Source organism: Novosphingobium sp., from assembly GCF_036820275.1.
Taxonomy (GTDB): domain Bacteria; phylum Pseudomonadota; class Alphaproteobacteria; order Sphingomonadales; family Sphingomonadaceae; genus Novosphingobium.
The window spans coordinates 1-23,012 of the sequence record NZ_DAISLT010000033.1 but is presented as its reverse complement, the minus strand read 5'-3'; the positions used below and the strand labels follow the sequence as shown (position 1 = coordinate 23,012).

The following is a 23,012-nucleotide window of genomic DNA, read 5'->3' as shown; positions in this document are numbered from 1 at the left end:
TTTAAACATTGCTTCCGGTCTGCATAAACGAGCGTTATTGCAGCAGAAAAGCTTTTTCCAAAGATTATCTTTCCGGAGCAGTCCCTCGTGAACGAACAAGACAGCCATTCGTTCGATCCGAGGACCTGGATTTCGCGTTCCGCCACCGCTGGCGCATCGGGCCGGGACTGCACCAATGCGATTCCGCCATCGAAGCTGCCCCGCGCCCGCCTTGACCCGAAATTCATCGCACTCGCCTGCGCCATTGCCCTTGGCGGCGCCGGGCTCGCCGTACTCAACCGCCCCGCAATACGGCCGCCTACGGTCAACTCACCGCCGGCACCACCAGTCCAAGCCATGCGCGCCTCCGGTCGCCGCACTTTGATGCTTGCGGATTTGAGCGAAATCGAACCCGCGCTTGGATCCTCGGGCCTTTCTGGCCCCGACATCGAGGCGACGAGCCGGCAGGTCAGGGCCGCGTTCGGCAACGTTCCGGGGGAAATTCGCCTGATTCTGGATTTGGAGAGCGAAGGCAACCAGACCCGGCTTCTGGCGCTGGAAGCCACGCGCATCAACGGCACCGGGCTGTTGCTCCACCGCCTCGCGAACGGGACACTGGCCTCGCAGGCGTTTACGGGAGAGCTCACCAGCCGCCTCTCGGTCGTGCGCGGTGAAATCGACAGCAACAGCTTCTACTCCTCGGCCGTTGCCGCAGGTGTAACCGACAGCCTGATCGGCGAACTGGCCAATGCCTTCAGTTTCGACTTCGACATGCAGCGAGAAGTGGCGCCGGGCGATATTTTTGAGGTCGCCTTCGAACAGTCCTACAATCCTTCCAACGAACCGGTGGGCGTGCCCCGGTTGGTATACGTCTCGCTGCGCACCGCGACGATGTCGCGCTCGCTCTACCGCTTTACGCCGCCAAACGAACGCGAGGCCGGATGGTTCGACGGCAATGGATCGAGCACCGTGCGCGCCCTGATGCGCACCCCGGTCGATTCCGCACGCATATCATCGCAGTTCGGGATGCGAACACATCCAATTCTTGGCTACCAGAAGCTGCATCGCGGCACCGACTTTGCCGCACCGACCGGCACGCCGGTTTTCGCCTCCGGTAACGCCACGGTTGAGTTTGCAGGACCCAAGGGTGCCAACGGCAACTTCATCCGGTTGCATCACGATAATGGCTGGCAGACGCTGTACCTGCACCTCAACCGTATTCTACCAGGCGTTGCTCCCGGTTCGAAAGTGCTGCAGGGTCAACAAATCGGCGAAATCGGCACGACCGGTCGGTCGACGGGACCGCACCTCCACTACGAAGTCCATATTGACGGACAGCCCGTGGATCCACTTCAAATCCAGATGGGTGAGGGAAAATCCCTCAGCGGTCCGGCTTTGACCGCGTTTCACAAGCAGCGCGACGCTATTGATACCCAGCGCGCTACAGCCAAATATTGAAGCGATGCTTGCTCTATCTGGCGCCGGAATGATCGCTTCGCCTTTGCAGGCCTGGCAGAACGGGCACGATGAAGACAATGAGCGCGATCGTCATGGCAAGGCTCGCATTCAAGCCTTCATGCGATCCGCCCCACAGTGCGGAGCCGTAGAGGTCCAGGTCAACGAAGGTGCCGAAACTGCCTGTTCCGGGATTGGGATCCAGGCCGAAAAGCATCTGCTCAGCGGTGTTCCAGGCGAAGTGGGCGCCGACCGGGAGGGCGATGCCCTTTGCGCGAACTGCGAGGATTCCGAACCAGATACCCCCAAGCACAAGGTTGCAGAGCGTCAACGCCGAACGCGCGCCCCCCATCACATGGACCAAGGCAAACAGGGCGGCGGTGATGACGATCGCACCGAGGTTCCCGCAAGCCCGCGCGATCAAAGGCTGTAACCAGCCGCGGAAATAGGCCTCCTCCGCCGTGACCTGGAGAAGCACCACCCCCAGCCCCACGAGAAAGGTCAGCGGCTGGAACGATTGCTTTCCGGTTCCGACATTTACAGCCGCCGCGAGCCACGCATAGCCGAGCGTCAGAAGAAACGCACACAAACCGATACAGCATCCCGCGACCAGCGATGTTCCAGCCCTTGTCCCTATAACAGGCGTTGTACGACAGACCCCGGCCCCCACCGCCGCTACGAGCAGCATCGTGCCGTAAACGACAAGCGTGAACAGCGTCTCGATCGCCACATCACTCCCGCCACCGCCGAGCAGCGATGCCGCAATTACTCCGGTGACATCAGCCCCCGCAAACAGGATTCCTGCCAGGATGAGGGCTCCTCCCATCCCTGCGAAAAGAGGAGAAATCTTGCTGGTGAGCGTGTTCACGGTAAAACCGAGGTGAGGCTTAGGCGTGGCGACGGAAATTGCGGATAACAGCGCCATAAGACCGTAAGGTCAGTTTTGCCACGCGAGCGGAACAAGGCCCCCGCGGAGCGGTGTAGAAGAATTCCGGTGCTATTTGCCGAAACCCAATGGAAGAAAAGCCAGGCACCAGCGAGAGGACGAGAACTGCTGCGAATGCTACGAATTTGAGCGGAAAGAACCGCCATTAACGCACTCGCCGCGACTGCGCTTTGAAATCGGACTAACACCCCAACAATATGGTCATGTTGCCGCACATGTCTTTCCATCATTTCTGGTATCTTGCATCATACGAGGTCTCGCGATTCGGGAAACCTCTGGAATGATTAACGTTTTAATCCCGGTGTTGCCAGTGCGGTTCCCGACTTCGAGTTCGTCGCCATTTACGCAGCTATCGCCGCCGAGGTGTCTTGGAGCACTTGAGCCCCTGCTCATCAAGCCGCAGTCGGTATCGGCACCTCCGTCCTGACTTGGGTGGCAGCACGGCCTGTGCAGGTGAGCAAGCAGAGCGCGCACCGATCGGTTGATCGGCGCCTCTAAGTCGCTCAGGTCAATCCCCTCATCTGTCCCCGTTATCGATTGCAGAGTTATCCTCTATATCGGGTAAGGAACCATTCATCTCACAGGCAGCACGAGATATCCCACCTGCCGCTGACAACGCAAACATGTTGCAACTAAACGAGATTGTTGTTTCCACATTCGGAAGGACATGTCGATCTGCGTAATTGCAGTCCTTCCTGTCCGGCGATTTCAGAGATTTGGCGATTATACACAAGGGGATTGGTTTTGGTGGATCGTCTGACGCAGTTTCGCCGGCAAGTCATCGATGCGGCCGATGACTGGCAGGCTAACGTCTGCAACAAGTACATCATAGCCTATAACGAGGCGTACAGAAATTATACGGACGCCTATAATCTCCAGAAGGAAACCGACAAGAGGAAGGCGGAACTCTTCGTTTCCATCGCTGCGATCCTCCCTGGGTCATTCCTGATGGCAACTGCAGCCAATAGCTCGCTTCGGATCCTGGCCAACAAAGTGGCGCTCCAAGGCCTTGCCAAGGCAAACCTTACCCGCACGCTTGCTGCATATCAGGCCGTGGGCTCAAGTCCGACCGCAATGTTTGCCCTCGGAAAGACTCTGGATCTCGTGAAAGGCGAGATCGGCAAAGAGGTCAAAAGCTATGTCACGAAGGCGGTGCAGAACAGCCATGACACCCTGGCCACCGACCCGCTCAGTCGCGACAAACAACTGTCTAGCTGGATCATCACACATCGGCTGTGTGCGACCGATACGGCACAAGCGGTCGAAAACGATCGGCGGCTGAGCGAGCGAGAGAAGGATGCTATCTTCGCCGCACTCAGGCAGGCGCCGATCGCACAGCGCCCAAGCGGCTCGATCATTCCCTCAGCGCTGTCGCCGAAGATTGAACTCGGCTTCTACATGATGGCGCTGCTCGACTCGGACGAGTTGGTTACCCAAACCGGCGGAGGTCCTTATGGTGGCGGCCGCATTACCAGCAAGCCGATTGACGAAATGCCGAGTTCTCCCAATTACCCGAAGAGCAAGGTTTCGACCGCCATGGGTGCAACTTCTACTTGGGTCGGTATCTCGCGCCCAGGCAGCAAAGTTGAGGAACGCATCGACAAGTGCAACGAAATTGTTTTCAAAAGGCCCTTTTACGCGCCTTCGGGATGGTTCGGTCGGGACGAAACTCTCAAAACGGGCGAACTCCGTAATGCCGAGCAAACACTGCGCAAACTGGCCGATTCTACCCGCCCACTCAGCCCGCTCGGCCTGAAGAGCTGAGCATGGTGAGCAACCGGGTACGCGGGCTGCAGGCGCTGTGCGGGACTGCCATACTTTCTGCGCTTGCAGCATGCGGTGGTAGGGCGGAATCGTCCGGCACCGCTGATTTGCGCGCACAATTGGAGGGATCGCGCGTTTGCGCGGCACTGATTTCACCGACCTGGCCGATCGAGGGGAGTGCCGATTTCCTCGCCAAACCCGGTATCGATGCACTCATCGCCGCTGGCCTGGTCGAACGCGAGCCAGTGGAAGACCCCTCGCATGTGACCCCGCGCGCGCGCATCTCGATGACAAAGGCTGGCGAGCCCTACTTGCGCCTTTACAAAATCGGCCCCGATGCCCCGCCCGAACCACAGCTTTGCTTCGGTAAGAAGCATGTGACGGCGATAACCCGTGAAGACGGTGGTCCGGTGCAATATCGTTACCGCATTGTCGATGCGCCAGCCTGGACCAAGCGCGAAGACATGCGCGCCGCTTTCCCCTTCCTGACGCGTCTGCTTGATAAAGAACAGCAGGCAACAATCGGCACGTTCGAAAGCAATGGGCGCTGGCAGATCGCGGGCGGAGTTGATCAAGCAAATCTCGCCGAGATCGGCAATAAAGGGTTCTTACCCTGTCCCTATGAGAACGCCGCACCCAGCGACGACCCTTGCCGATGATTTTGTTACGGCCGCAGCTTTGCCGGCTCATTGGAATTGGAAGCTTTGGTTCGCGAAAATAGTGAAGCATTCGGTAAGCATAAGGCTGTGATTCACTTTTTCGGGATGTCGGCCCTTGGTCACCCGGGCCAGTGCGCGCTTCAACTGTCGGATCTGCTGCATCCTTGCTGGCATCGCCAGACACCACCTGCGCCAGTTGCCGCTTCCACGCGTACAGCGAATGCCGACTGACGCTGAGCCGTTCAGAAACCTCCGCTACCGGATCCCCTCGTTCGGTGATCTGGGCCCACCGCATCGCGTCTGAGATCATCGTTGAAGCTTGGCCTCCCCATCGTCATCCCCTGTCCTCAAAATTAGGATAGAAGGCGTCCAGAAATCTCGTGGCTACTCAAACCTATGCCATGAGTGCGAGTTCCGGAATACGGTCGTCGCTACTGGCATCGTCGCGGAGGGAGGCGGAGGCCTTGCGCGGGCTGATGTTGCGCGAATCTGGATGTGATTGCGCGAATCTCTGCTTAGTTGCGCATTGACTCATCTAGTTGCGCGTTTCATGTTTCGCGCAACGAAGGAGCTTGTGTGGCGCGACCCATTCCCGAAGGCCATCTGGCAGCGATTGAGGCAGCGGTAGCGCAATACCCGGGCGGGGCATCAGCTGCGCAGATTACTGAAGTTCTCGCCGCGCCTGGTGCCCGCCGTACTCTCCAATATCGCCTTCGCGCGCTGGTTGATGCAGGTCGCCTCAGGCTTGCCGGAGGCGGGCGCGCCGCCCGTTACCATCTTGTTGGTGATACTGTTGCTGAACCGGACGCGGCCGGCATCGTCCCGATGTCGGCCGAGGGCCGCGCGGTCCTGGCCTATGTCCGCCAGCCGGTCGCGGCTCGACTGCCAGTCGGTTATGATCGCGGGTTCCTAGATGGCTACCGACCAAATGAAACATATTATCTCACCCAAGAGCATCGCGACCATCTGGCCGCTATCGGCAAACCGCAGATCGAGGCCGCGGCCGCCGGAACCTACGCGAAGCAAATCCTGAACAGGCTGCTGATCGACTTGGCGTGGAATTCCAGCCGGCTCGAAGGCAACACCTATTCGCTGCTCGACACTCGGCGGTTGCTCGATTTCGGGGAGGCTGCCGAGGGTCGCGGGCCACTCGAAGCGCAGATGATCCTCAACCACAAAGACGCGATTGAGTTTCTCGTCACCAACGCCGACGATATCGGCTTCAATCGCTATACGATCCTCAATCTGCATGCCTTGCTCGCCAACAACCTGTTGCCCGACCCTACGGCGGTTGGTCGGTTACGTCACATTATCGTCGGCATCGACGGTTCGACATTCCATCCGCTGGAAGTGCCCGGGCTCATAGAGGAATGCTTTGATCAGCTCCTCGCTACTGCAGCAGCCATAACGGATCCGTTCGAGCAAGCCTTCTTCGTCATGGTTCAACTTCCCTACCTTCAGCCGTTCGACGATGTGAACAAGCGAGTCTCCCGACTGGCGGCCAACATTCCGATGATCAGGGCAAACCTTGCGCCGTTGTCGTTTACCGAGGTCCCAGGCGATCTCTACACGCGCGCTACGCTTGGCGTGTACGAACGCAACGATACGTCCCTCCTGCGTGACATATTTCTCTGGGCCTATGAGCGATCAGCGGGCCGCTATGCGGCCGTTCGCCAATCGATGGGTGAACCGGACCCCTTCCGCTTGCGCTACCGCGAAAGGTTGCGAGACATCATCCGCGATGTCGTGCGCGGCCCCATGAACCGTATGGCTGCGCGCGCGCACCTTGCTGAGATTGTGCGCGAGATCATTCCAGCGGCAGATCAGGAGCAGTTTATCGAGGTTGCAGAGACAGAGTTGCTTGGTCTGCACGAGGGCAATTTCGCGCGCTACCAAGTTCGCCCTTCGGAATTCGCTGCATGGCGTCTGATCTGGAGCCCGGCATGCGCGGCTCGACAAAACTTCACCTGACGATTGAGTAGCCCCTCGATTTCTGGACGCCTTCTATCCTAATTTTGAGGACAGGAGACGATGATGGGGAGGTCCAGCTCCAACGATGATTTCAAGCGTGATGCGGTGGCCCAGATCACCGAACGAGGATATCCGGTAGCGGAGGCTTCTGAACGGCTCGACGGATCGTGTCCAGAGCGCTTGGACTTGATCATCGCGCCCGGCGAAGCACGATCTATGGAGCCTTACAGCAAACGTCATTAGACGCCGTGCTTCAAACGATTAGACTTGTCGGGAGAGGGGAGAGATTCAATTCACAAAATGGCTGAGCCTAAAGCGGTGTTGTCCGTATATCGTACGGATGGATAGCGATAAGCGGCCGCACGATAGCTAATTCCACCGTGGCGAAACAGTGTGAACTGTTAACATCTTTTTATCCGCGCGTGACCGAGATCACCGCGATTTACGTCAAAATGGTTTGTTAGGAAGCCGATGATAACATCAGGTTTATCGCGCCATCATAACGCCATTTCGATAAGATTGTAACCATATTCGTTCAGCTCAAAGTTCCAAAGGAATGCCATGTCGGTCTCGCTTTCTAAGAACCAGTCTGTCAGCCTTGCCAAGCAATCCAGTTCCAGCCTTAGCGCGATCACTCTGGGCGTCGGCTGGGATGTTGCCAAGCCGACAGGTTTCTTTGGCAAAGTCTTCGGGGGCGGCTCCGACAGCATCGACCTTGATGCTTCGGCGATTGTTTTCGATAACCGCGCGAATGTTATCGACTCGGTCTGGTTCGGGCAGCTCAAGAGCAAGGACGGTTCGATCCGGCACAGCGGCGACAACCTGACGGGCGAAGGCGATGGCGACGACGAGTCGATTGCCATCGATCTGACGCGCCTCCCCGTCAACGTCGAGCACATTGTGCTGACTGTGAACAGTTTCCGCGGTCAGACTTTCGACAAAGTCGACAACGCCTATGGCCGTGTCTTCGAGACCAACTCCAACCGCGAACTGGCTCGCTTCAATATCTCGGACAGCGGTCCGCACACTGGCTTTGTGCTTGCGGTACTTTCTCGCGCCGGCGGTGAGTGGACCTTCAAGGCCGTAGGCAGCCATGCGCGCGGCCGCACGGTCAATGACCTCGTGGGCGACGCGACCTCGGCGATCTGACGGCGGCCACGCCCCGGGGCGGCAAATCGCCCCGGGCGTTCATTCTACGTCCAATTCATGGGGGGCATCCATGCAACTTCAGCGCGGCGAAAAACGCGGCCTTTCGGATCTCGGTATCGGATCGCAGTGCACTGTCAAAATCGACTTCGGCCTGGACGGCGTCGACATCGCAGCTTTCGGCCTCAACCAGACCAAGCAGATCGGCGATGACCGCTATGTAGTGCTGTTTTCGAACACGGCTTCTCCGGAAGGTGCGATTCGTCTGAATGCCCATTCGGACACCGCCAGCTTCAGCCTCGATCTCGACATGCTTCCCGTGTCGATCGACCGCATCGTCTTCACGGCGACTCATGATAGCCGCCCCATCTCGGACGCACGCCCACTGGTGGTATCGGTCGACGGCAACAAAGCGGTCTTCAATGTCGCAGAGCATCTTACGACCGAGAAGGCCGTGATGATGTGCGAGATGTATCGTCATTCCAGCGGCTGGAAACTCGGTACCATCGCGGCCGGATTTGCCGGCGGGTTGGCAGCGCTTATTTCACACTTCGGAGGAGAAGTGGCCGATGCCCCTACCCCGGCATCCTCGCCCGCACCTGCACCCGTGCATGTTCCTGTCTCACCTCCCCCTGCCCCACCGGCGTCGCCCGCCCCGGCTCCGGTCTCACTCAAAAAGATCACTCTCGAGAAAACCAACTCGACAGTCAGCTTGAAGAAGACGGGGTCGACCTTCGGTGAAATCGTCCTCAACCTCAACTGGAACCAGGGTAGCGGACGCGGCTTCTTCGGAGGCGCCAAGAAGCTCGACCTCGATCTCGGCGTGCTTTTCGAGATGCAGGACGGCTACTGCGGCGTCATCCAAGCGCTGGGGAATACTTTCGGCGACTTCCATCAGGAACCGTACATCGAGTTGTCCGGCGACGATCGCACCGGTGCAGTAGCGGCCGGCGAGACCATTCGCGTCAACGGACGACACTTTGATCAGATCAAGCGGCTCGGCGTTTTCGCTCTTATCTACGACGGCGCTCCCAACTGGCAGCAAACCGATGGTGTCGTCCGTATGAATATTCCCGGACAACCGGAAATCGAAGTCCGGATGAACGAAGGCCGCAATGACAAACGCTTGTGCGGCGTCGCCGTCATCGAGAATGTTCGAGGCGAACTTCTGATGAACCGGCACATGAAATATTACCCAAGCCAGAAGGGATTTGCCGATGACATCGGCATCTATCTCAACTGGGTGGGCGCCAGAAAAGACTGATCTTCGCTATTTTGCTCGTCGAGATTTTCCCGACAGGCATCAAATTTCCCGGGGTGCACCATGAAACATTTCACTGGATCGATCGTGTTCACGATCATCTGCCTCATCGCGGCCGGCGCGCTCGGCTACTCCGAAACAGGCTTGATCGGGCCTGCTCTTTCGATGGTTTTCCTTGCCGGTGTTCTCGGCGTCATGGAAACCTCGCTCAGCCTCGACAACGCGGTCGTCAACGCATCGATCCTCAAGGACATGGATGAGAAGTGGCAACGCCGATTCCTCACCTGGGGCATTCTCATCGCCGTGTTCGGCATGCGCATCATTTTCCCGATCGTAATCGTATCCGTCGCAGCCTGGGTATCGCCGATCGAGGCGACCCGTATCGCGCTTTCCGACCACCAGCTTTATGAGCAGATCGTGACCGGGGCCCATGTTGGCATTTCCGGCTTCGGCGGCGCTTTCCTCATGCTTGTCGGCTTGAGCTTCTTCTTCGATACCGACCGTGAGCACCTGTGGCTCAGCTTCATCGAAAAGCCGCTGGGGTTCATCGGAAAGGTTCCCTTCGCACCCTACGCCGCGACCGCGCTCGTTATCTGCGGCCTGTCGTTCCTGGTTGGACCGGCGGAGCAGAAGACCTTCTTGATTGCCGGTCTGTCCGGCGTGGCCACATATTTCGCCGTTCAGATGTTTGGCGACTTCATGGGCGGCGAAGAAGACGAGACTACGGGTAAGGTGGTTCGCTCCGGGGCGGCCGCATTTGTCTACCTGGAATTCCTCGACGCTTCGTTCTCGTTCGACGGGGTTATCGGCGCATTCGCTATCACCAACAACATCATCCTGATTGCACTTGGCCTTGGCATCGGCGCCATGTTCGTGCGCTCGATGACTGTCGCACTGGTTCGCGGCGGCCATCTCTCGGAATTCCGCTTCCTTGAACCAGGCGCGTTTTACGCGATCCTCGCTTTGTCGGTCATCATGCTCCTCAGCATCCGCGTCGAGACCCCTGAGGTCGTAACCGGCCTGCTCGGTGCCGCAATCATCGGCCTCTCCCTGTGGGCCTCGATCAGCCACAAGAAGCGCTTCCCCCACGAGTACGAGGAAGACGGCGAAGTCGAAGGCATCCTGCCAACCGGTAACGTCGTCCCGAACCTTCACGGCATCTGATCTCAAAGCGCGGGGTGCACAGCACCTCGCCATCTCCGCCCGTTCGCGGTGACCCGTGCTCCATGTCTCCACCGGAATGGCGCGTAGGCGGGTCGCAGGACGGAAATCCAATTCAGGCACATGCTTGAACAGGTTTCGAAGCGCCTTCGGCGGATGGCCCTTCGAACACACCTCACCGCCAATATGAATGGAAAGGATTACCTCATGGCGATTTCACTTTCGAAGGGCGGCAATGTCTCGCTCTCCAAGGAAGATCCCGGCCTTGACGAAATCATGATCGGTCTCGGCTGGGACGCACGCGCGACCGATGGCCAGGATTTCGACCTCGATGCCTCGGCTTTCCTGCTCTCTGCCAGCGGCAAGGTGCGCAACGACGCCGACTTCGTGTTCTACAACAATCTCACTGGTGCGGGCGGCTCCGTCGTCCATCAGGGCGATAACCGTACCGGTGAAGGCGAAGGCGACGACGAACAAGTCGCGATTACCCTCTCCAAGCTGCCTGCCGACATCGACAAGGTCGCGATCGTAGTGACCATCCACGAAGCGGAGAGGCGGAGCCAGTCCTTCGGCCAGGTCTCGAACGCCTTCATCCGCCTGGTCAATGTCAAGACGGGCAAGGAAGTCGTACGCTACGACCTTTCCGAAGACGCTTCGGTCGAAACCGCGATGATCCTCGGAGAGGTCTATCGCCATGGTACCGACTTCAAGTTCCGCGCCGTTGGCCAAGGCTTCAAGGGCGGCCTTGGTCCGCTTGCCACCAACTACGGCGTCAGCGTCGGCTGACTGGACGGGAGGGGGGCTTTTTGTCCCCCTCCCTCTTCTCTTTCGCAAGACAGGATTTTCATGGCAGTTTCTCTCGTAAAGGGCGGCAACGTGTCGCTTTCCAAGGAAGCCCCCGGTCTCACGTCGGTGACGGTCGGCCTCGGCTGGGACGTTCGAAAGACCGATGGCCAGGGGTTTGACCTAGATGCGGCCGCCTTTGTTCTCGGCGAGAGCGAGAAGGTTCTCTCGGACGGTCATTTCGTTTTCTACAACAACAAGATCTCGCCCGATGGCTCGGTCCAACACGGCGGCGACAATCGCACTGGCGAAGGCGACGGCGATGACGAGACGATCAAGATCGACTTTGCCAAGCTCCCGGCCAATGTGAAGAAGGTCGTGATCGCCGTGACCATTCACGAAGGTCAGGAACGCGGTCAGAACTTCGGCTCGGTCTCGAACGCATTCGCACGCGTCGTAAACGATGCCGACGGCAAGGAACTCGCCCGCTTCGACCTTTCGGAAGACAGCAGCACCAATGCTGCGATGATCTTCGTCGAGCTCTACCGCAGCGCAGCAGGCGAGATCAAGGTCAAGGCTGTCGGCGAAGGATGGCAAAACGGCCTCGCCGGTCTCGCCGGCGCGATGGGTGTAAACCTGGGCTGACCAGCCGGGGAAGCGCCGGATGGCGCGATGCCAAGATGGACTGCCGGGCCGCGCACGCGACCTGGCGGTCCATTCCTTTTCTAGCGAGTAGGACTTGAAATCTTGAAGACGATGACCCCGGGCGAAAAGCGCGCCGTTTCCGACCTGACCTCCAGCCGTGAGATCGAAATCGTGGTCGCGCACGAGCCCGCCGATATCGACATCGTTGCGTTCGGGCTCGACGCGAACCGCAAGATTTCGGACGATCGCTACACGATTCTATTCAGCAACGAACGCAGCCCGGAGGGCGCCCTCAGTTACTCGAAGAGCGGCAGCGCGACAAAGTTCATCCTTGCCCTCGATCGAATTCCCCCGACGATCGACCGTGTTACGATCACTGCAACCCATGACACCCTGCCGCTCCGCTTAGCGCATACCCTATCGGTCCAGATCGCCGGCGCTGCCCAGCTCGATGGAAAAGCGAATCTGGGCGATGAAAAGGCACTCATGCTGGTCGATCTTTATCGGCATGGCGGCGACTGGCGCGTCGGCGCCGTCGTTCAGGGTTTCGCGGGCGGGCTGGCCGATCTCGTGCGGCATTTCGGCGGCGTAGTAGAGGAAGCCGCTCCTGCTCCTGCTCCTGCTCCTGCTCCTGCTCCTGCTCCTGCTCCTGCTCCTGCTCCGGTATCCCTTAGCAAAGTGGACCTGCGCAAGAACAAGGTCGGCGTATCGCTCAAAAAGCTGGGCATCGAGCACGAGCAGGCCGAAGTTCTCTTCATCATCGACGCCAGCGGCTCGATGGGGCACCTCTACGGCAACGGGACTGTCCAGGAAACCGTGGAGCGCATTGCTCCCGTCGCGCTTCGCCTCGACCGCGACGGAACCATGCCGACGTGGTTCTATGCCTCGAAGTGCAAGCGGGTCGAAGATTTGACAGCAACGAATCTCGTCGGCTTTGTCTCGCGTACCTGCCCCTCGCCCGGCGCAAAAATCGGTAGCGAGCAGGTAACCAAGAAAGGCCTTTTCGGCGGCGCGCGTCAGACCACAGGTACATCGATTGGGTACGGCAACGATGAGCCGATCGTCATGAATGCCGTGCTGGCCCAGGAACCGCCTCATCGCACAACGCCGCTTCTCATCATCTTCCTCACCGACGGCGGCATCACCCGCTCAAAGGACATCTCGGAAATCCTGCAACGAGCGTCGAACCGGCCGATTTTCTGGCAGTTCGTGGGTGTTGGCCGCGCCAATTATGGCGTTCTCAAGAAACTCGACACGCTATCCGGCCGAGTGGTCGACAATGCAGGTTTCTTCAGCGTCGACGATCTCTCGCAGATCAGCGATGACGAACTCTACGACCGCATCCTTTCCGAGTTTCCGCAGTGGCTTAAGGAGGTCCGTGCAAAAGGCATTCTTGCCTGACACCTGCTTCGCCTGGCACTTGCCTCGCGTGGCCCAGCCATACTTCTTCGTATCGGGACCCGAAAATGCGCATCTGGTTCAATCGCGGTTTCTCACTTGCCCCTATCGCCAAGGCCATGATGATTGCCGATCCCTCCCTTGAAGTGATCGTCAGCATCGGCGCAGGCATGCCCGTCTACGCGGGGCCGACCCAAACCTGGATCGAACCAAAGCTCGACGATCAGGCTTATTTCGATTGGGTCTGCAGCCAGATCACAGAACATGAGATCGATGTTTTCGTTCCGACCTCGCGTCGTCACTTGTTCGTTTCGGCGGCTGTTCCCTGCACCGTCCACTTGCCTGCCGACATCGCCACGCTCGACCTTCTCGAGGACAAGTATCTCTTCGCCATGGAACTGGCAGACGAAGAAATCCATCTGCCGACCGCTTCGGCCCAGACGAAGGATGAATTGGTAGTCCTGCTCGCCAAGTTCCGGGCAGCTTACCCCGACATCGACCCTTGCGTGAAACCCCGCACTGGTGTGAACGGTCATGGCTTCTGGACGCTCTCCAAAACCGCTGCGCCGCTTGCCCACCTGATGGATCCGGACACGCGCCGTATTCGTGAAGACCTGTTCCTAGCGGCACTCGCCGCCGAGGAAAACGATCGCATGCTGCGCCCCCTTATTCTCATGCCCTTCCTGCCCGGCCCCGAAGTTTCCTTCGATGTCCTGGCCCACCACGGCAGGATCCTGAAGTATGTTGCGCGAACGAAGGATGGCACCCGTCAACGCCTTCAGACTTCACATCCTCTGGAGAAAGCCACGAGCATGCTCGTGAACCGCTTCTCACTCCACGGCATCATCAACGTGCAGTTCCGGCGTGCCGATGACGGTTCGTGGAAAGCACTCGAAATCAACACCCGCCCCGCTGGCGGATCGGTCTACGGTGAACCGTTCGGCACGCATCTGCTGGGAGACTGGGGCGGCCTTCTTTCCGGCCGGCTTACCCCGGAACAGGTTTCCAGGCCGAACATCGACCTCGATCTCGAGATGTCGACGACGCTGCGTAATCTCAGCTCGCAGCTTGCCGCATGATACAGCTCCTGTCCGGGCAAAGGATCGAGGTTCCTAACCACGGTGCGGCAACGGTGCGCTTTGGCGGACGGGATTCGCCGCGCGTCGCGCTTGCCGTCATTTCTCCTGACGGGAACCTATCGGCGTTAAGCGAGAATGCTGCCGGAGAATGGCGTTTATCGTCGTTCGAACAGCCGGGTGAACGCTACGACATCGTCGCCTATATTACCGATGACCGGCACGGAGGGTTCGTGAACTCGGCCTATCCGACCGAAGTCACGATCGAAGGCACTCAATATGACTTTCCCGCGCCCGCGCAGCAGTTGGCCGCCGTAATCCTGGGCGAAGTCTATCTCAAGGACGGCAAACGGCGGCTGAAGGTTTCGAATGAGGGGTTCACCTTCGGGATCGATGCCTACCTGCGCGCAAAACAGATGCAGTCGGTCGTCGTTCCGCATCGAAATCGGCCAGCACCGCGACTAGGGGACGATCCTGCCCCTCGCACGCAAGACCGCCCTCGCCGCAGGTCTGGTTCTCCGCTCGCCAGCGGGAGCGGCGTGATCATTGGCCCAAATCTGGTGGTTACCAATGCGCATGTCATCGAAGACGGCGGCAGCTTCCAGATGGGCCGGATCCGGAGCGAACTTACACCCATTGCCGTGGATGAAACTCATGACCTCGCGTTACTTGAAGGTCAGGTTAGCGGCTCGCCTCTGCCCGTCCGGCTGGGCAGTCCTTTATGGCTCGGTGAAGCCATCATGGCTTCCGGGTACCCGCTGATGGATGTCCTCGGCGCGGATCTTAAAGTCACGACCGGCAACGTGTCTGGTCTGACCGGAAAGTCGGGCGACATCTCGCGCTTCCAGTTTACCGCACCGATAGCGTCAGGTTCATCCGGCGGCGCAATCATCGACGAATTCGGAAACCTTGTCGGCATTACCTCGGCCTCGCTCGCCCACGAAAACATGCGCGAACGCGGGAGCATTTCTGAGAACGTCAATTTCGGTATCCGCTCCTCGCTCGTGTTCGAAATGGCTGCCGCTGCCGGCGTCGCTCTTCCGGCTATCGCCCCATTGAACAACGGCAATCGCAGGGAGGCGGTCGATCGCCTCCGCGCTTCCGTCGTCAGTATCCTGGTTGTGGCCTGAGGAAAATCACATGGGCTTCAGATTTTCCAAGCGCATCCAGATCATGCCCGGCGTTCGGCTCAATTTATCAAAGAGCGGCGCTTCCTGGAGTCTCGGCCCGCGCGGCGCATCCATCAGTATTGGCAAGCGCGGGGTTTACGGGAATATTGGTCTACCCGGTACGGGGCTTAGCTGGCGGGAGCGCCTCGACCAGCCAAACTCTCGGTCCAGCGAGGATACCGATCGGCTGCCGACCCGCATTCGGCCGCAGGTCCCTGAGACGGTGACGGCTCGGCTCGTAAATGATGAAGTCCAGTTTTTCGATGACGCTGGCAATCCGCTCGTTTCAGCGCTGATACCCAGTGCGAAATCCGCCATGAAGGATGATATCCGTGCCCTTCTCGCGGCGCAGGAAGCTGAGCGCAATGGTCAGATTGATGCGCTGAGGATGCTGCATCACGATGTTCCTCACGGCGTTCAGCAGATTTACCCTGTCACCAGTGGGAAGCCACAGCGAGAAAGGTATGGATCGCACGGCGAGTACATGCAGGCCTTGATGAGCTGGCACGCTGCCATTGCAAATGCCTGTTCGGCAGACGACCAGGTGGCCGATAAGCTATTGGAGAATCTGGGCACGCTGCAATGGCCTGCAGAAACGAATATTATGGTTTCACTTCAGGCTGGCCGGCTTCTGCTGGACGTTGACCTTCCCGAAATCGAGGACATGCCAGCCAGGCGTTGGAAGGCTATCGTCACGAGAATGGCCATCGAGGCCAAGCCGATCTCGCAAAAGGATCTTGCTGCTCTCTACCGTGATCACGTCGCCTCGATCCTGCTCCGGCTGATCGGACATTCGATGGCGAGTTCAAATGCAATCCGGTCCGTTGGCATCTCTGCCTACACGCAGCGCACGACCGCGACCGGTCACCTCGCTGATGAGTATGTAGCCACGGTCGATGTCACGAGATCGGCATGGAACGGGGTCAATCTTGCAAGGATTGGCGAGATCGAACCTGATAATCTTTTGCGGCACCTTGGCGCGAAGCTGGAAGCGAATTCTCGGGGCACGCTAATGCTGCAGGTTCCCCTGACCTGATCCGCCGGCTCGAGCGATAGATTCAAATTGAATAGCATTGGCCGCAAGTCTCTAGCTTATTAGGAAATATGATGAATTCCTCTAGCACCTTGGTTGGCACTCCCTTCGAGCTTGATCCCGACAGCGCAGCTGGCCTCGTCTCTGTTGCATCCCCGCATCAGGGGACTACGGCCGCAGGCAAGACCAGAACGAACCGGGTTCAGGGCGAAGTGCAAACCCTGGCAGTGCGCCTGCCGACGGGAAATCTCACGCTCCGGGTCGAAAACGGCCCCCGGATCGAAGACTTCTGTGACTTCGCGGCTCGCGCCAACCCAAAGCGGGGCTTCCTGATCGTCTCGACGGTACTGGGCCGCCATCTGCCTGCGCGCCCGGCAGCCATGCGTACTATCATGGATCAGCTCGCCCGATCACTGCCACACGACCTCCCTCAGCCGATCGTGTTTCTTGGCATGGCGGAAACTGCGACGGCGCTTGGCCAAGGCGTCTTCGCGGCTTTTCAGACGCTTTATCCTGCGCAGACATCAATCTACCTCCAGACGGCGCGCCAGTCTGTGCCCGGGGCAAGCACGATTGCCCGCTTCGAAGAGGGTCATAGTCACGCGACGTCCCATCTCGTCCAGATAGGAGACACCGAGCTTGCCGAGGTCGTCAGGTCAGCCCGCAGCCTCGTTATCATCGATGACGAAAGCAGCACAGGGAACACTTTCGTTTCAGCCGCCGGTGGTATGCTTTCCTCGATGCCGAACATCGAGCGCATCGAGACGTGTTGCATAACGGACTGGAGCGGCGGCACCTATCTCGCAAACATGCCGCTCCCGGCAGCGCGGCACTCCATCTTGGCTGGATCAATGGAATGGGCCGTTGGGAGCAGCGTAGCACCGCCGAACCTGGCACCAGGCTCAAACAGTGCCGGTAACGCGCCCGTGAGCGGAATGCGCAGTCGCTCCGGATTGCGCCGCCCTGAGGCATCGGCACGGCCGGCGGTCACCTGCCGTCAGAACGAGCGGGTATTGGTCCTGGGGGATGGCGAGCACTCCTACGAGGCGATGCTTATCGCTGAGGAGATCGAGAAGCAGGGCGGGATTGCCGCCGTGCAAAGCATTACCCGTACACCGGCGATCCTCGGCGATGCGATGATAAGCGTATCGCATTTCAGCGATGCCTATGGTTCAGGCGCAAAATGCTTCCTCTACAACATTCTAGCCCATGAGCCGCACCGGATCCTGGTAGCGTCAGAAATCTGGGATCGTCAGGTCGACGAGGCCCGAAAAGCCGTGCTGGAGCTGGGCGTAGACATCCCAGTCGAAATGATACTTTGCACCTATCAGGACGAGACCCGATAAAGCCATGCTGATCCTTACGGACCTGGACGACACCCTGTTCCAAACGGCGCGCAAGTGTCCGCCCGATGGCGGAGAACTTAAGGCCATGAGCTATCTCACCAACGGCGCGGAAAGCGGCTTTGCGACCCCGCGCCAGCGGCGAATGCTGGGATGGCTCGGCAATGGCCGGATCGTGCCAGTAACAGCGCGCGATCGTGACGTTCTCGCACGGGTCGACATCGACCAAGCGCCGGCGATCTGCGCCAATGGCGGCTGCGTCATCGACATCGATGGGCAAGTCGACCTGAAATGGCATGCGCTCCTGAAGCAGCGCGCCGACCAAGGTCCTGCTATCCGGACAATCTACAATGTAATGACCGCAGGCCTTGACGCCGAAGCCTACCGCCACTGGGTCGTGATGGAGGAAGATCTCGACCTCTACATCGTCTTCAAAAGTAACACCGGGGACGATGGCGCCTCCCTCGCGGATCTGGAGACTTCGCTCGCCGGCGATCTACCGCTTGGCTGGCGCATCCACCGTAACGGCAACAACCTCGCATTCCTGCCGCCATGGCTCAATAAGCGCGAGGCTGCCCGCTACCTCATCGAAAAGCTGCGTGCCGGTGATACGCATCTGCCGATAGTCGGCATCGGCGACAGCCATTCCGACGTCGGGTTCATGGACCTGTGCGACTATGCAATGACCCCCACAAGTTCCCAGCTCTGGAAGCACGTCATTTCTGAAAACGCCTGGTGCTGAGAGACGAAATGGCCACAACCATCGAAACCGCAGTGATACCGTTTTCCGGAAGCTACGAGCTAAGCGACGTTCAAATCCTTTTGAAGCCTTCCCGGATCCCCGCGACTGCCGTGGCCGAGAAGGAGCAATTCATCCAGTCCGGCGCCCGGCACTACTCGGAGATGCTCTCTTCGGAAAGCGTGCCCGATGCCCGATATATGCGGCTCTACCGCATTGCGCTTGCTCGCAATGCCTCACGCCTGAAGGTGGACATCGACCACCTTGCACGCCGGATCGCTGATCGAGCGGAAACGCGCGAGAAATGCGTCGTCATTTCCCTTGCCCGCGCCGGTACGCCCATCGGCGTCCTGCTCAAGCGCAACCTCGAGCGGATCGGTATCGAGGCTCACCACTACTCGGTAAGCATCATCCGTGGCCGCGGTATCGACGAGAACGCCCTTCGCTACATCAAGGAACGCCACGGTACCGAAACGGCCGTGTTCGTGGATGGCTGGACCGGCAAGGGGGCGATTACCAGGGAACTGCTCCATTCCCTCGATGCCAGCGACCTCGGGTTCACGCCCTTCCTGGCGGTCGTCGCCGACCCCGCCGGCTGCGCGCACCTTGCCGCGACCACCGAAGACTACGTCATACCGAGCGGTCTCCTCAACGGTATTGTCTCCGGCCTGATCAGCCGATCCGTACTTAACGATTCCGTCGTTGGACCTGACGACTTTCATGCCTGCCGCTACATTGTCGAGCATGGCGCCGATGACATCAGCACAGAGTTCATCGAGTGCATAGAGGCCTCGCCTCTGATGCCCGATCGCCAGCCTGACTGGAGCCGCGACCGTGCAGAAGCTGCGAAGGCGAACTGCGATAGACTGCTGGCCGATCTGATGCTTGAAGCCGGAATCGATGACGTCAACCGCATCAAGCCCGGCATTGCCGAAGCGACCCGCGCAATCCTGCGGCGAGTGCCGGACCGGCTTTATGTCAGCGACCTTGAAGACCCCGAGATTCAGCACCTGGTTCACCTCGCCCATCAATACGATGTGCCGGTCGAAGAACGCGATCTCTCAACCTACCGCGCCGTCACAATCATCAAGAAAGTCGGAGGCGATCAGGAGTGAGTGCAATCGCTTTGGGGGCGACCCTCTATGTTCCCGTCCTGCGTCCCAACCTCCTCGACGTCGCGTCTGGAAGCAATCTCGACCTGCGGTCCATTGTTGTTTGCCTGGAAGACTCCCTCCGCGATGACCAGGTCGAGGATGCACGCGCAGCCTTCCTCCAGTTCCTGGGGAGCATGTCGAAGCTCGGCAACCGAATAATTGTCTACGTTCGGCCCCGTGATATCCAAATGCTGCATTGGATGCTTGCCATACCGGATATCAATGCGATTGACGGCTTCGTTCTTCCGAAGGTTGAAACGGCCAATGTCGCCCAGTGGTTGGCTCCAATGACCGGACATGATCACAAGTTCATGCCCACGATAGAGACCGCCGAAGCATTCGACCGCAATGCACTCGAACAGCTTTGCCGCCAGCTCTTGCCATTCCAGGACCGTGTGACGGCGATCCGCATTGGCGGCAACGACATCCTCAATGTACTTGGGGTCCGTCGCTCGAAGTGCCGGACGGCCTATGATGGTCCACTCGGCAATGTCATCCGCGACATGGCCGCGACGTTTATACCGGCGGGCTTTGCCGTCGCGGCGCCCGTGTTCGAACACTACGGCTCCCTGGATCTCCTCCGAGAGGAGGTCGAGCAGGATCTCGAGCACGGTCTTCTGACCAAGACCGCCATCCATCCGTCCCAAATCGCCGTCATCCATAATTGCTATCAGCCCAGCGCCGAGGAGGTCCTCGAGGCACGGTCGATTCTCGACACGGATGCGCGGGCCGTCTTTGCCTCTGGAGGAAGCATGTGCGAGCCGGCAACGCATCGGCATTGGGCAGGTAACGTCATCTCGCGTCTCCAACAGTTCGCTGCCAAGGAAGGGAACATTGTTTCCTCCATCATGGTAGCCTGATCTTCCGCTCTTGAACCGGCTCGGCAAAAGGTGTCTGTTTTTCAGGCTGCCAGTCAGGACTCGTTTGATTTCAATCTGCATCTCGATCCGCCTGCGGCGATCCAATCCGAAAGCGCGCTATGACCGAACTTACCCTCACCGCTCCTGATCCCGTCGCGGTTGTGCCGGCGGAGAAAGCTGCCGGCCTCGTTCCCGTGTCCGACAACGTCCGGTCCGAACTGCAGATGAAGGCCGATAGCTTCGTCGCCGAACTGCTTGCCCTCGATGCGCAGAGCCCAGAGTTCGGCAACAAGGCCAGTCAACTCACCAATATCGGCCAGAAGGAGGTCGTCGCCCTCTCGAACCAGTCGAACCGCTTCCTCGACCGGCCGACCAAGGCGATGGACGGCGAAGGCGGCGTGGGTCAAGCGCTCACGCAGTTGCGGACCGTGGTCGAGGATCTCGATCCCAGCCGCGAAGGAGATCTTCTCAAGCCACGAAAGCTTCTCGGGATCATTCCCTTCGGCAGCAAGATCAAGGCCTACTTCGATCGCTACACCTCAGCGCAAGGCCACATCCAGGCGATCCTGGCAACGCTCACCCGCGGGAAGGACGAGCTTCTTCAGGACAACATCGCGATTGACGGCGAGCGCACCAAACTCTGGGAGCTGATGGGCAAGCTCGAACAGATGATTGTCATCTCCAAGACGCTCGACACTCGTCTCGAAGACAAGGCCAACGAGCTGGACCATGTAGATCCCTCCAAGGCCAAAGCAGTTCGAGAGAGCGCTCTTTTTTACGTTCGCCAGCGCACGACCGATCTTCTCACCCAGATGGCCGTGACAGTCCAAGGCTACCTTGCTCTCGACCTGGTCAAGAAGAACAACATCGAGCTCATCAAGGGTGTGGACCGCGCCTCGACGACAACAGTCGGCGCATTGCGCACTGCGGTTACCGTCGCGCAGGCATTGACGAACCAGCGTCTCGTGCTGCAGCAGATCAGCGCGCTCAACACGACGACGTCAAATATCATCGACGCCACCGGAACGATGCTGCGGGAAAACACCGCCAAGATCCACGAACAGGCCAGTTCCGCCACGATTCAGGTCGAGGTCCTGCAGCGCGCCTTCGCAAACATTTACGCCACGATGGACGCGGTCGACGAGTTCAAGCTCAAAGCTCTCGGCAACATGAAGACGACGATCGACACTCTGTCGGCCGAGAACGAAAAAGCCAAGGGCTACATCGCCCGAGCCCAGGCAACCGGCAATAGCTCGACTTCGGATCCCCTTCTCAGCCTCACATGATCGCTCTTGTCCTCTGTATAATCGGACTTGCCTTCGCTGCCCGGCTGATCCTCGAGATCATCGGGCGCGTCCAGATCCGGCTACTCGTCTGGCGGATACCACGAGCAGACTACATTTCTCCGGACAATCGGCTTATACGCAGCCGAACCGACACCCTGCCAGCATGGAAAGGAGGACAAACGACGATGAGCGACGATGGGATTTTCAGTCGCATTGCGCGCGCGCTGAGCGGAGCGCCCTCGCCCAGCCTCCCGCCCGTACCAGCAGCGCCTGCCATTCCTCCCGTAGAAATCGACTATGAGGATGATCGGGTTCCGAGCGGGGCCAAAGAGCGTATCCGCCGCATTCTGGCCTGTCTTGTAGACGCCGAAAAGGCGATGGCCCGCGAACAGATCCCGGGCTTCACGCAGGTTGACGTCATTCAGATGCGCGAGCAACACCTGCCTAAGCTGGTGAAGAGCTACATCGACATTCCCGCCGAGCACCGCTCAGAAATATTCCGTAAGACGGGCAAGTCCGCCAGCTTCATTCTAAATGAATCTTTGGATCAGATGCAGCATAAAGTCGACGAAATACTGCGCAACCTGGCTCAGCACGATATCGATGCATTTACAAACAATACGAAGTTCATCGGACAACGCTACTCGGACAACAATCCATTCGATTGAGTCGGGCCAGATTGTAACGGGGGGCAGAATTCCCTGTCTCATGCCATCGCCAGCTGCCTGGCAAGGCCGATTTTCGAGGAAACACACCGACTGCGCGTAGGGTGTGCTTTTGACACGAACGTGTCCCCATGATGAACATAGGGCTGGGTGTCGATCGTGATGCAGCGATGAGAGGTGGCCTGGAGAAACTGGACAGCGTGATAAGTGGATTTTCTGCCTGACGGGGGCCATGTTGGCCGCCAGACAGGAGCAGAGATGAGCAGACGTCCCCGCCGCAATCACAGTAACCGTCCGATTGTTACCGCGGTGGTTGGGCCTTGAAGCGCGTAGCGAGCTCGGGGTCGCCGACGAAGGCATCGAGAAAGCCGTGCCAGGTCTGGGTGGTGCGGCGTGCTTCTCGAAGCATATCTGACAATTCGTCGACGCCATCGTCGGTGAGCGCCGTAATGGTCTCATCCGGTCCAGTGTAAACGGTGATGATGCTGCCGTATGTCAGATTGTCGTCGTTCCAGACGA

Annotated in this window: 21 protein-coding genes; 18 read left to right on the top strand and 3 right to left on the bottom strand. The window is 59.0% G+C overall.

What is annotated here, in order from left to right; all coding sequences use genetic code 11:
- Positions 1-87: 87 nt before the first annotated feature.
- Positions 88-1,437, top strand: coding sequence for a M23 family metallopeptidase (locus tag V7066_RS21025; protein WP_334184941.1), 1,350 nt, complete (start codon positions 88-90; stop codon positions 1,435-1,437).
- Positions 1,438-1,450: 13 nt separating this feature from the next.
- On the opposite strand, the gene V7066_RS21020 is transcribed toward V7066_RS21025, so the two are convergent.
- On the bottom strand, positions 1,451-2,302 hold the full coding sequence (locus tag V7066_RS21020; RefSeq protein WP_334184940.1) for a CPBP family intramembrane glutamic endopeptidase: 852 nt from the start codon (positions 2,300-2,302) through the stop codon (positions 1,451-1,453).
- Positions 2,303-3,127: 825 nt separating this feature from the next.
- Here V7066_RS21020 and V7066_RS21015 point away from each other — a divergent pair.
- Positions 3,128-4,144, top strand: a complete 1,017-nt coding sequence (locus V7066_RS21015; protein ID WP_334184939.1) for a hypothetical protein — start codon at positions 3,128-3,130, stop codon at positions 4,142-4,144.
- 213 nt (positions 4,145-4,357) lie between these two features.
- Here V7066_RS21015 and V7066_RS28830 read toward each other — a convergent pair whose 3' ends face one another.
- Positions 4,358-5,113, bottom strand: a complete 756-nt coding sequence (locus V7066_RS28830) for a transposase (protein ID WP_442947358.1) — start codon at positions 5,111-5,113, stop codon at positions 4,358-4,360.
- A gap of 266 nt (positions 5,114-5,379) precedes the next feature.
- Here V7066_RS28830 and V7066_RS21000 point away from each other — a divergent pair, with 266 nt between their 5' ends.
- The 16 genes from V7066_RS21000 (at position 5,380) to V7066_RS20925 (ending at position 22,496) form a co-directional block, all read left to right on the top strand.
- Positions 5,380-6,774 carry a Fic family protein gene (locus V7066_RS21000; protein ID WP_334184937.1) on the top strand — a complete coding sequence of 465 codons (1,395 nt, stop codon included), beginning with the start codon at positions 5,380-5,382 and terminating at the stop codon, positions 6,772-6,774.
- A gap of 561 nt (positions 6,775-7,335) precedes the next feature.
- Positions 7,336-7,923, top strand: a complete 588-nt coding sequence (locus V7066_RS20995) for a TerD family protein (RefSeq protein ID WP_334184936.1) — start codon at positions 7,336-7,338, stop codon at positions 7,921-7,923.
- A gap of 70 nt (positions 7,924-7,993) precedes the next feature.
- Positions 7,994-9,184, top strand: a complete 1,191-nt coding sequence (locus V7066_RS20990) for a TerD family protein (RefSeq protein ID WP_334184935.1) — start codon at positions 7,994-7,996, stop codon at positions 9,182-9,184.
- A 60-nt stretch (positions 9,185-9,244) separates the two neighbouring features.
- Positions 9,245-10,345: a DUF475 domain-containing protein gene (locus V7066_RS20985; protein ID WP_334184934.1), complete on the top strand. Its 1,101-nt coding sequence runs from the start codon at positions 9,245-9,247 to the stop codon at positions 10,343-10,345.
- A 204-nt stretch (positions 10,346-10,549) separates the two neighbouring features.
- Positions 10,550-11,128, top strand: a complete 579-nt coding sequence (locus tag V7066_RS20980; RefSeq protein WP_334184933.1) for a TerD family protein — start codon at positions 10,550-10,552, stop codon at positions 11,126-11,128.
- Positions 11,129-11,188: 60 nt separating this feature from the next.
- The gene (locus tag V7066_RS20975; protein WP_334184932.1) at positions 11,189-11,770 is read left to right on the top strand and encodes a TerD family protein; all 582 of its coding nucleotides are present in this window, start codon (positions 11,189-11,191) and stop codon (positions 11,768-11,770) included.
- Positions 11,771-11,881: 111 nt separating this feature from the next.
- Complete coding sequence (locus tag V7066_RS20970) at positions 11,882-13,171, top strand: VWA domain-containing protein (RefSeq protein ID WP_334184982.1); 1,290 nt, start codon at positions 11,882-11,884, stop codon at positions 13,169-13,171.
- 65 nt (positions 13,172-13,236) lie between these two features.
- Entirely contained in the window at positions 13,237-14,247 is a 1,011-nt protein-coding gene (locus V7066_RS20965) for an ATP-grasp domain-containing protein (RefSeq protein WP_334184931.1), read from the top strand.
- Positions 14,244-15,374, top strand: a complete 1,131-nt coding sequence (locus V7066_RS20960) for a S1C family serine protease (RefSeq protein WP_334184930.1) — start codon at positions 14,244-14,246, stop codon at positions 15,372-15,374. Before V7066_RS20965 ends, V7066_RS20960 begins: the two co-directional genes overlap by 4 nt.
- 10 nt (positions 15,375-15,384) lie before the next feature.
- Positions 15,385-16,449 (top strand): DUF4236 domain-containing protein, encoded by a 1,065-nt coding sequence (locus V7066_RS20955; RefSeq protein ID WP_334184929.1) that lies wholly within the window; start codon positions 15,385-15,387, stop codon positions 16,447-16,449.
- A gap of 71 nt (positions 16,450-16,520) precedes the next feature.
- Positions 16,521-17,792, top strand: coding sequence for a phosphoribosyltransferase domain-containing protein (locus V7066_RS20950; protein WP_334184928.1), 1,272 nt, complete (start codon positions 16,521-16,523; stop codon positions 17,790-17,792).
- Positions 17,793-17,796: 4 nt separating this feature from the next.
- Positions 17,797-18,531, top strand: a complete 735-nt coding sequence (locus V7066_RS20945) for a sucrose-6-phosphate hydrolase (RefSeq protein ID WP_334184927.1) — start codon at positions 17,797-17,799, stop codon at positions 18,529-18,531.
- Between the two features lie 8 nt (positions 18,532-18,539).
- On the top strand, positions 18,540-19,643 hold the full coding sequence (locus tag V7066_RS20940) for a cysteine protease StiP family protein (RefSeq protein ID WP_334184926.1): 1,104 nt from the start codon (positions 18,540-18,542) through the stop codon (positions 19,641-19,643).
- A complete protein-coding gene (locus V7066_RS20935) occupies positions 19,640-20,542 on the top strand; it encodes an HpcH/HpaI aldolase/citrate lyase family protein (protein WP_334184925.1) in 903 nt (300 codons plus the stop codon). The genes V7066_RS20940 and V7066_RS20935 overlap by 4 nt, the downstream gene beginning before the upstream one ends.
- 119 nt (positions 20,543-20,661) lie before the next feature.
- The gene (locus tag V7066_RS20930) at positions 20,662-21,828 is read left to right on the top strand and encodes a toxic anion resistance protein (protein ID WP_334184924.1); all 1,167 of its coding nucleotides are present in this window, start codon (positions 20,662-20,664) and stop codon (positions 21,826-21,828) included.
- A gap of 185 nt (positions 21,829-22,013) precedes the next feature.
- Positions 22,014-22,496 (top strand): hypothetical protein, encoded by a 483-nt coding sequence (locus V7066_RS20925; RefSeq protein ID WP_334184923.1) that lies wholly within the window; start codon positions 22,014-22,016, stop codon positions 22,494-22,496.
- Positions 22,497-22,794: 298 nt separating this feature from the next.
- On the opposite strand, the gene V7066_RS20920 is transcribed toward V7066_RS20925, so the two are convergent.
- The coding region (locus tag V7066_RS20920; RefSeq protein WP_334184922.1) for a hypothetical protein at positions 22,795-23,012 on the bottom strand (218 nt) is incomplete at its 5' end.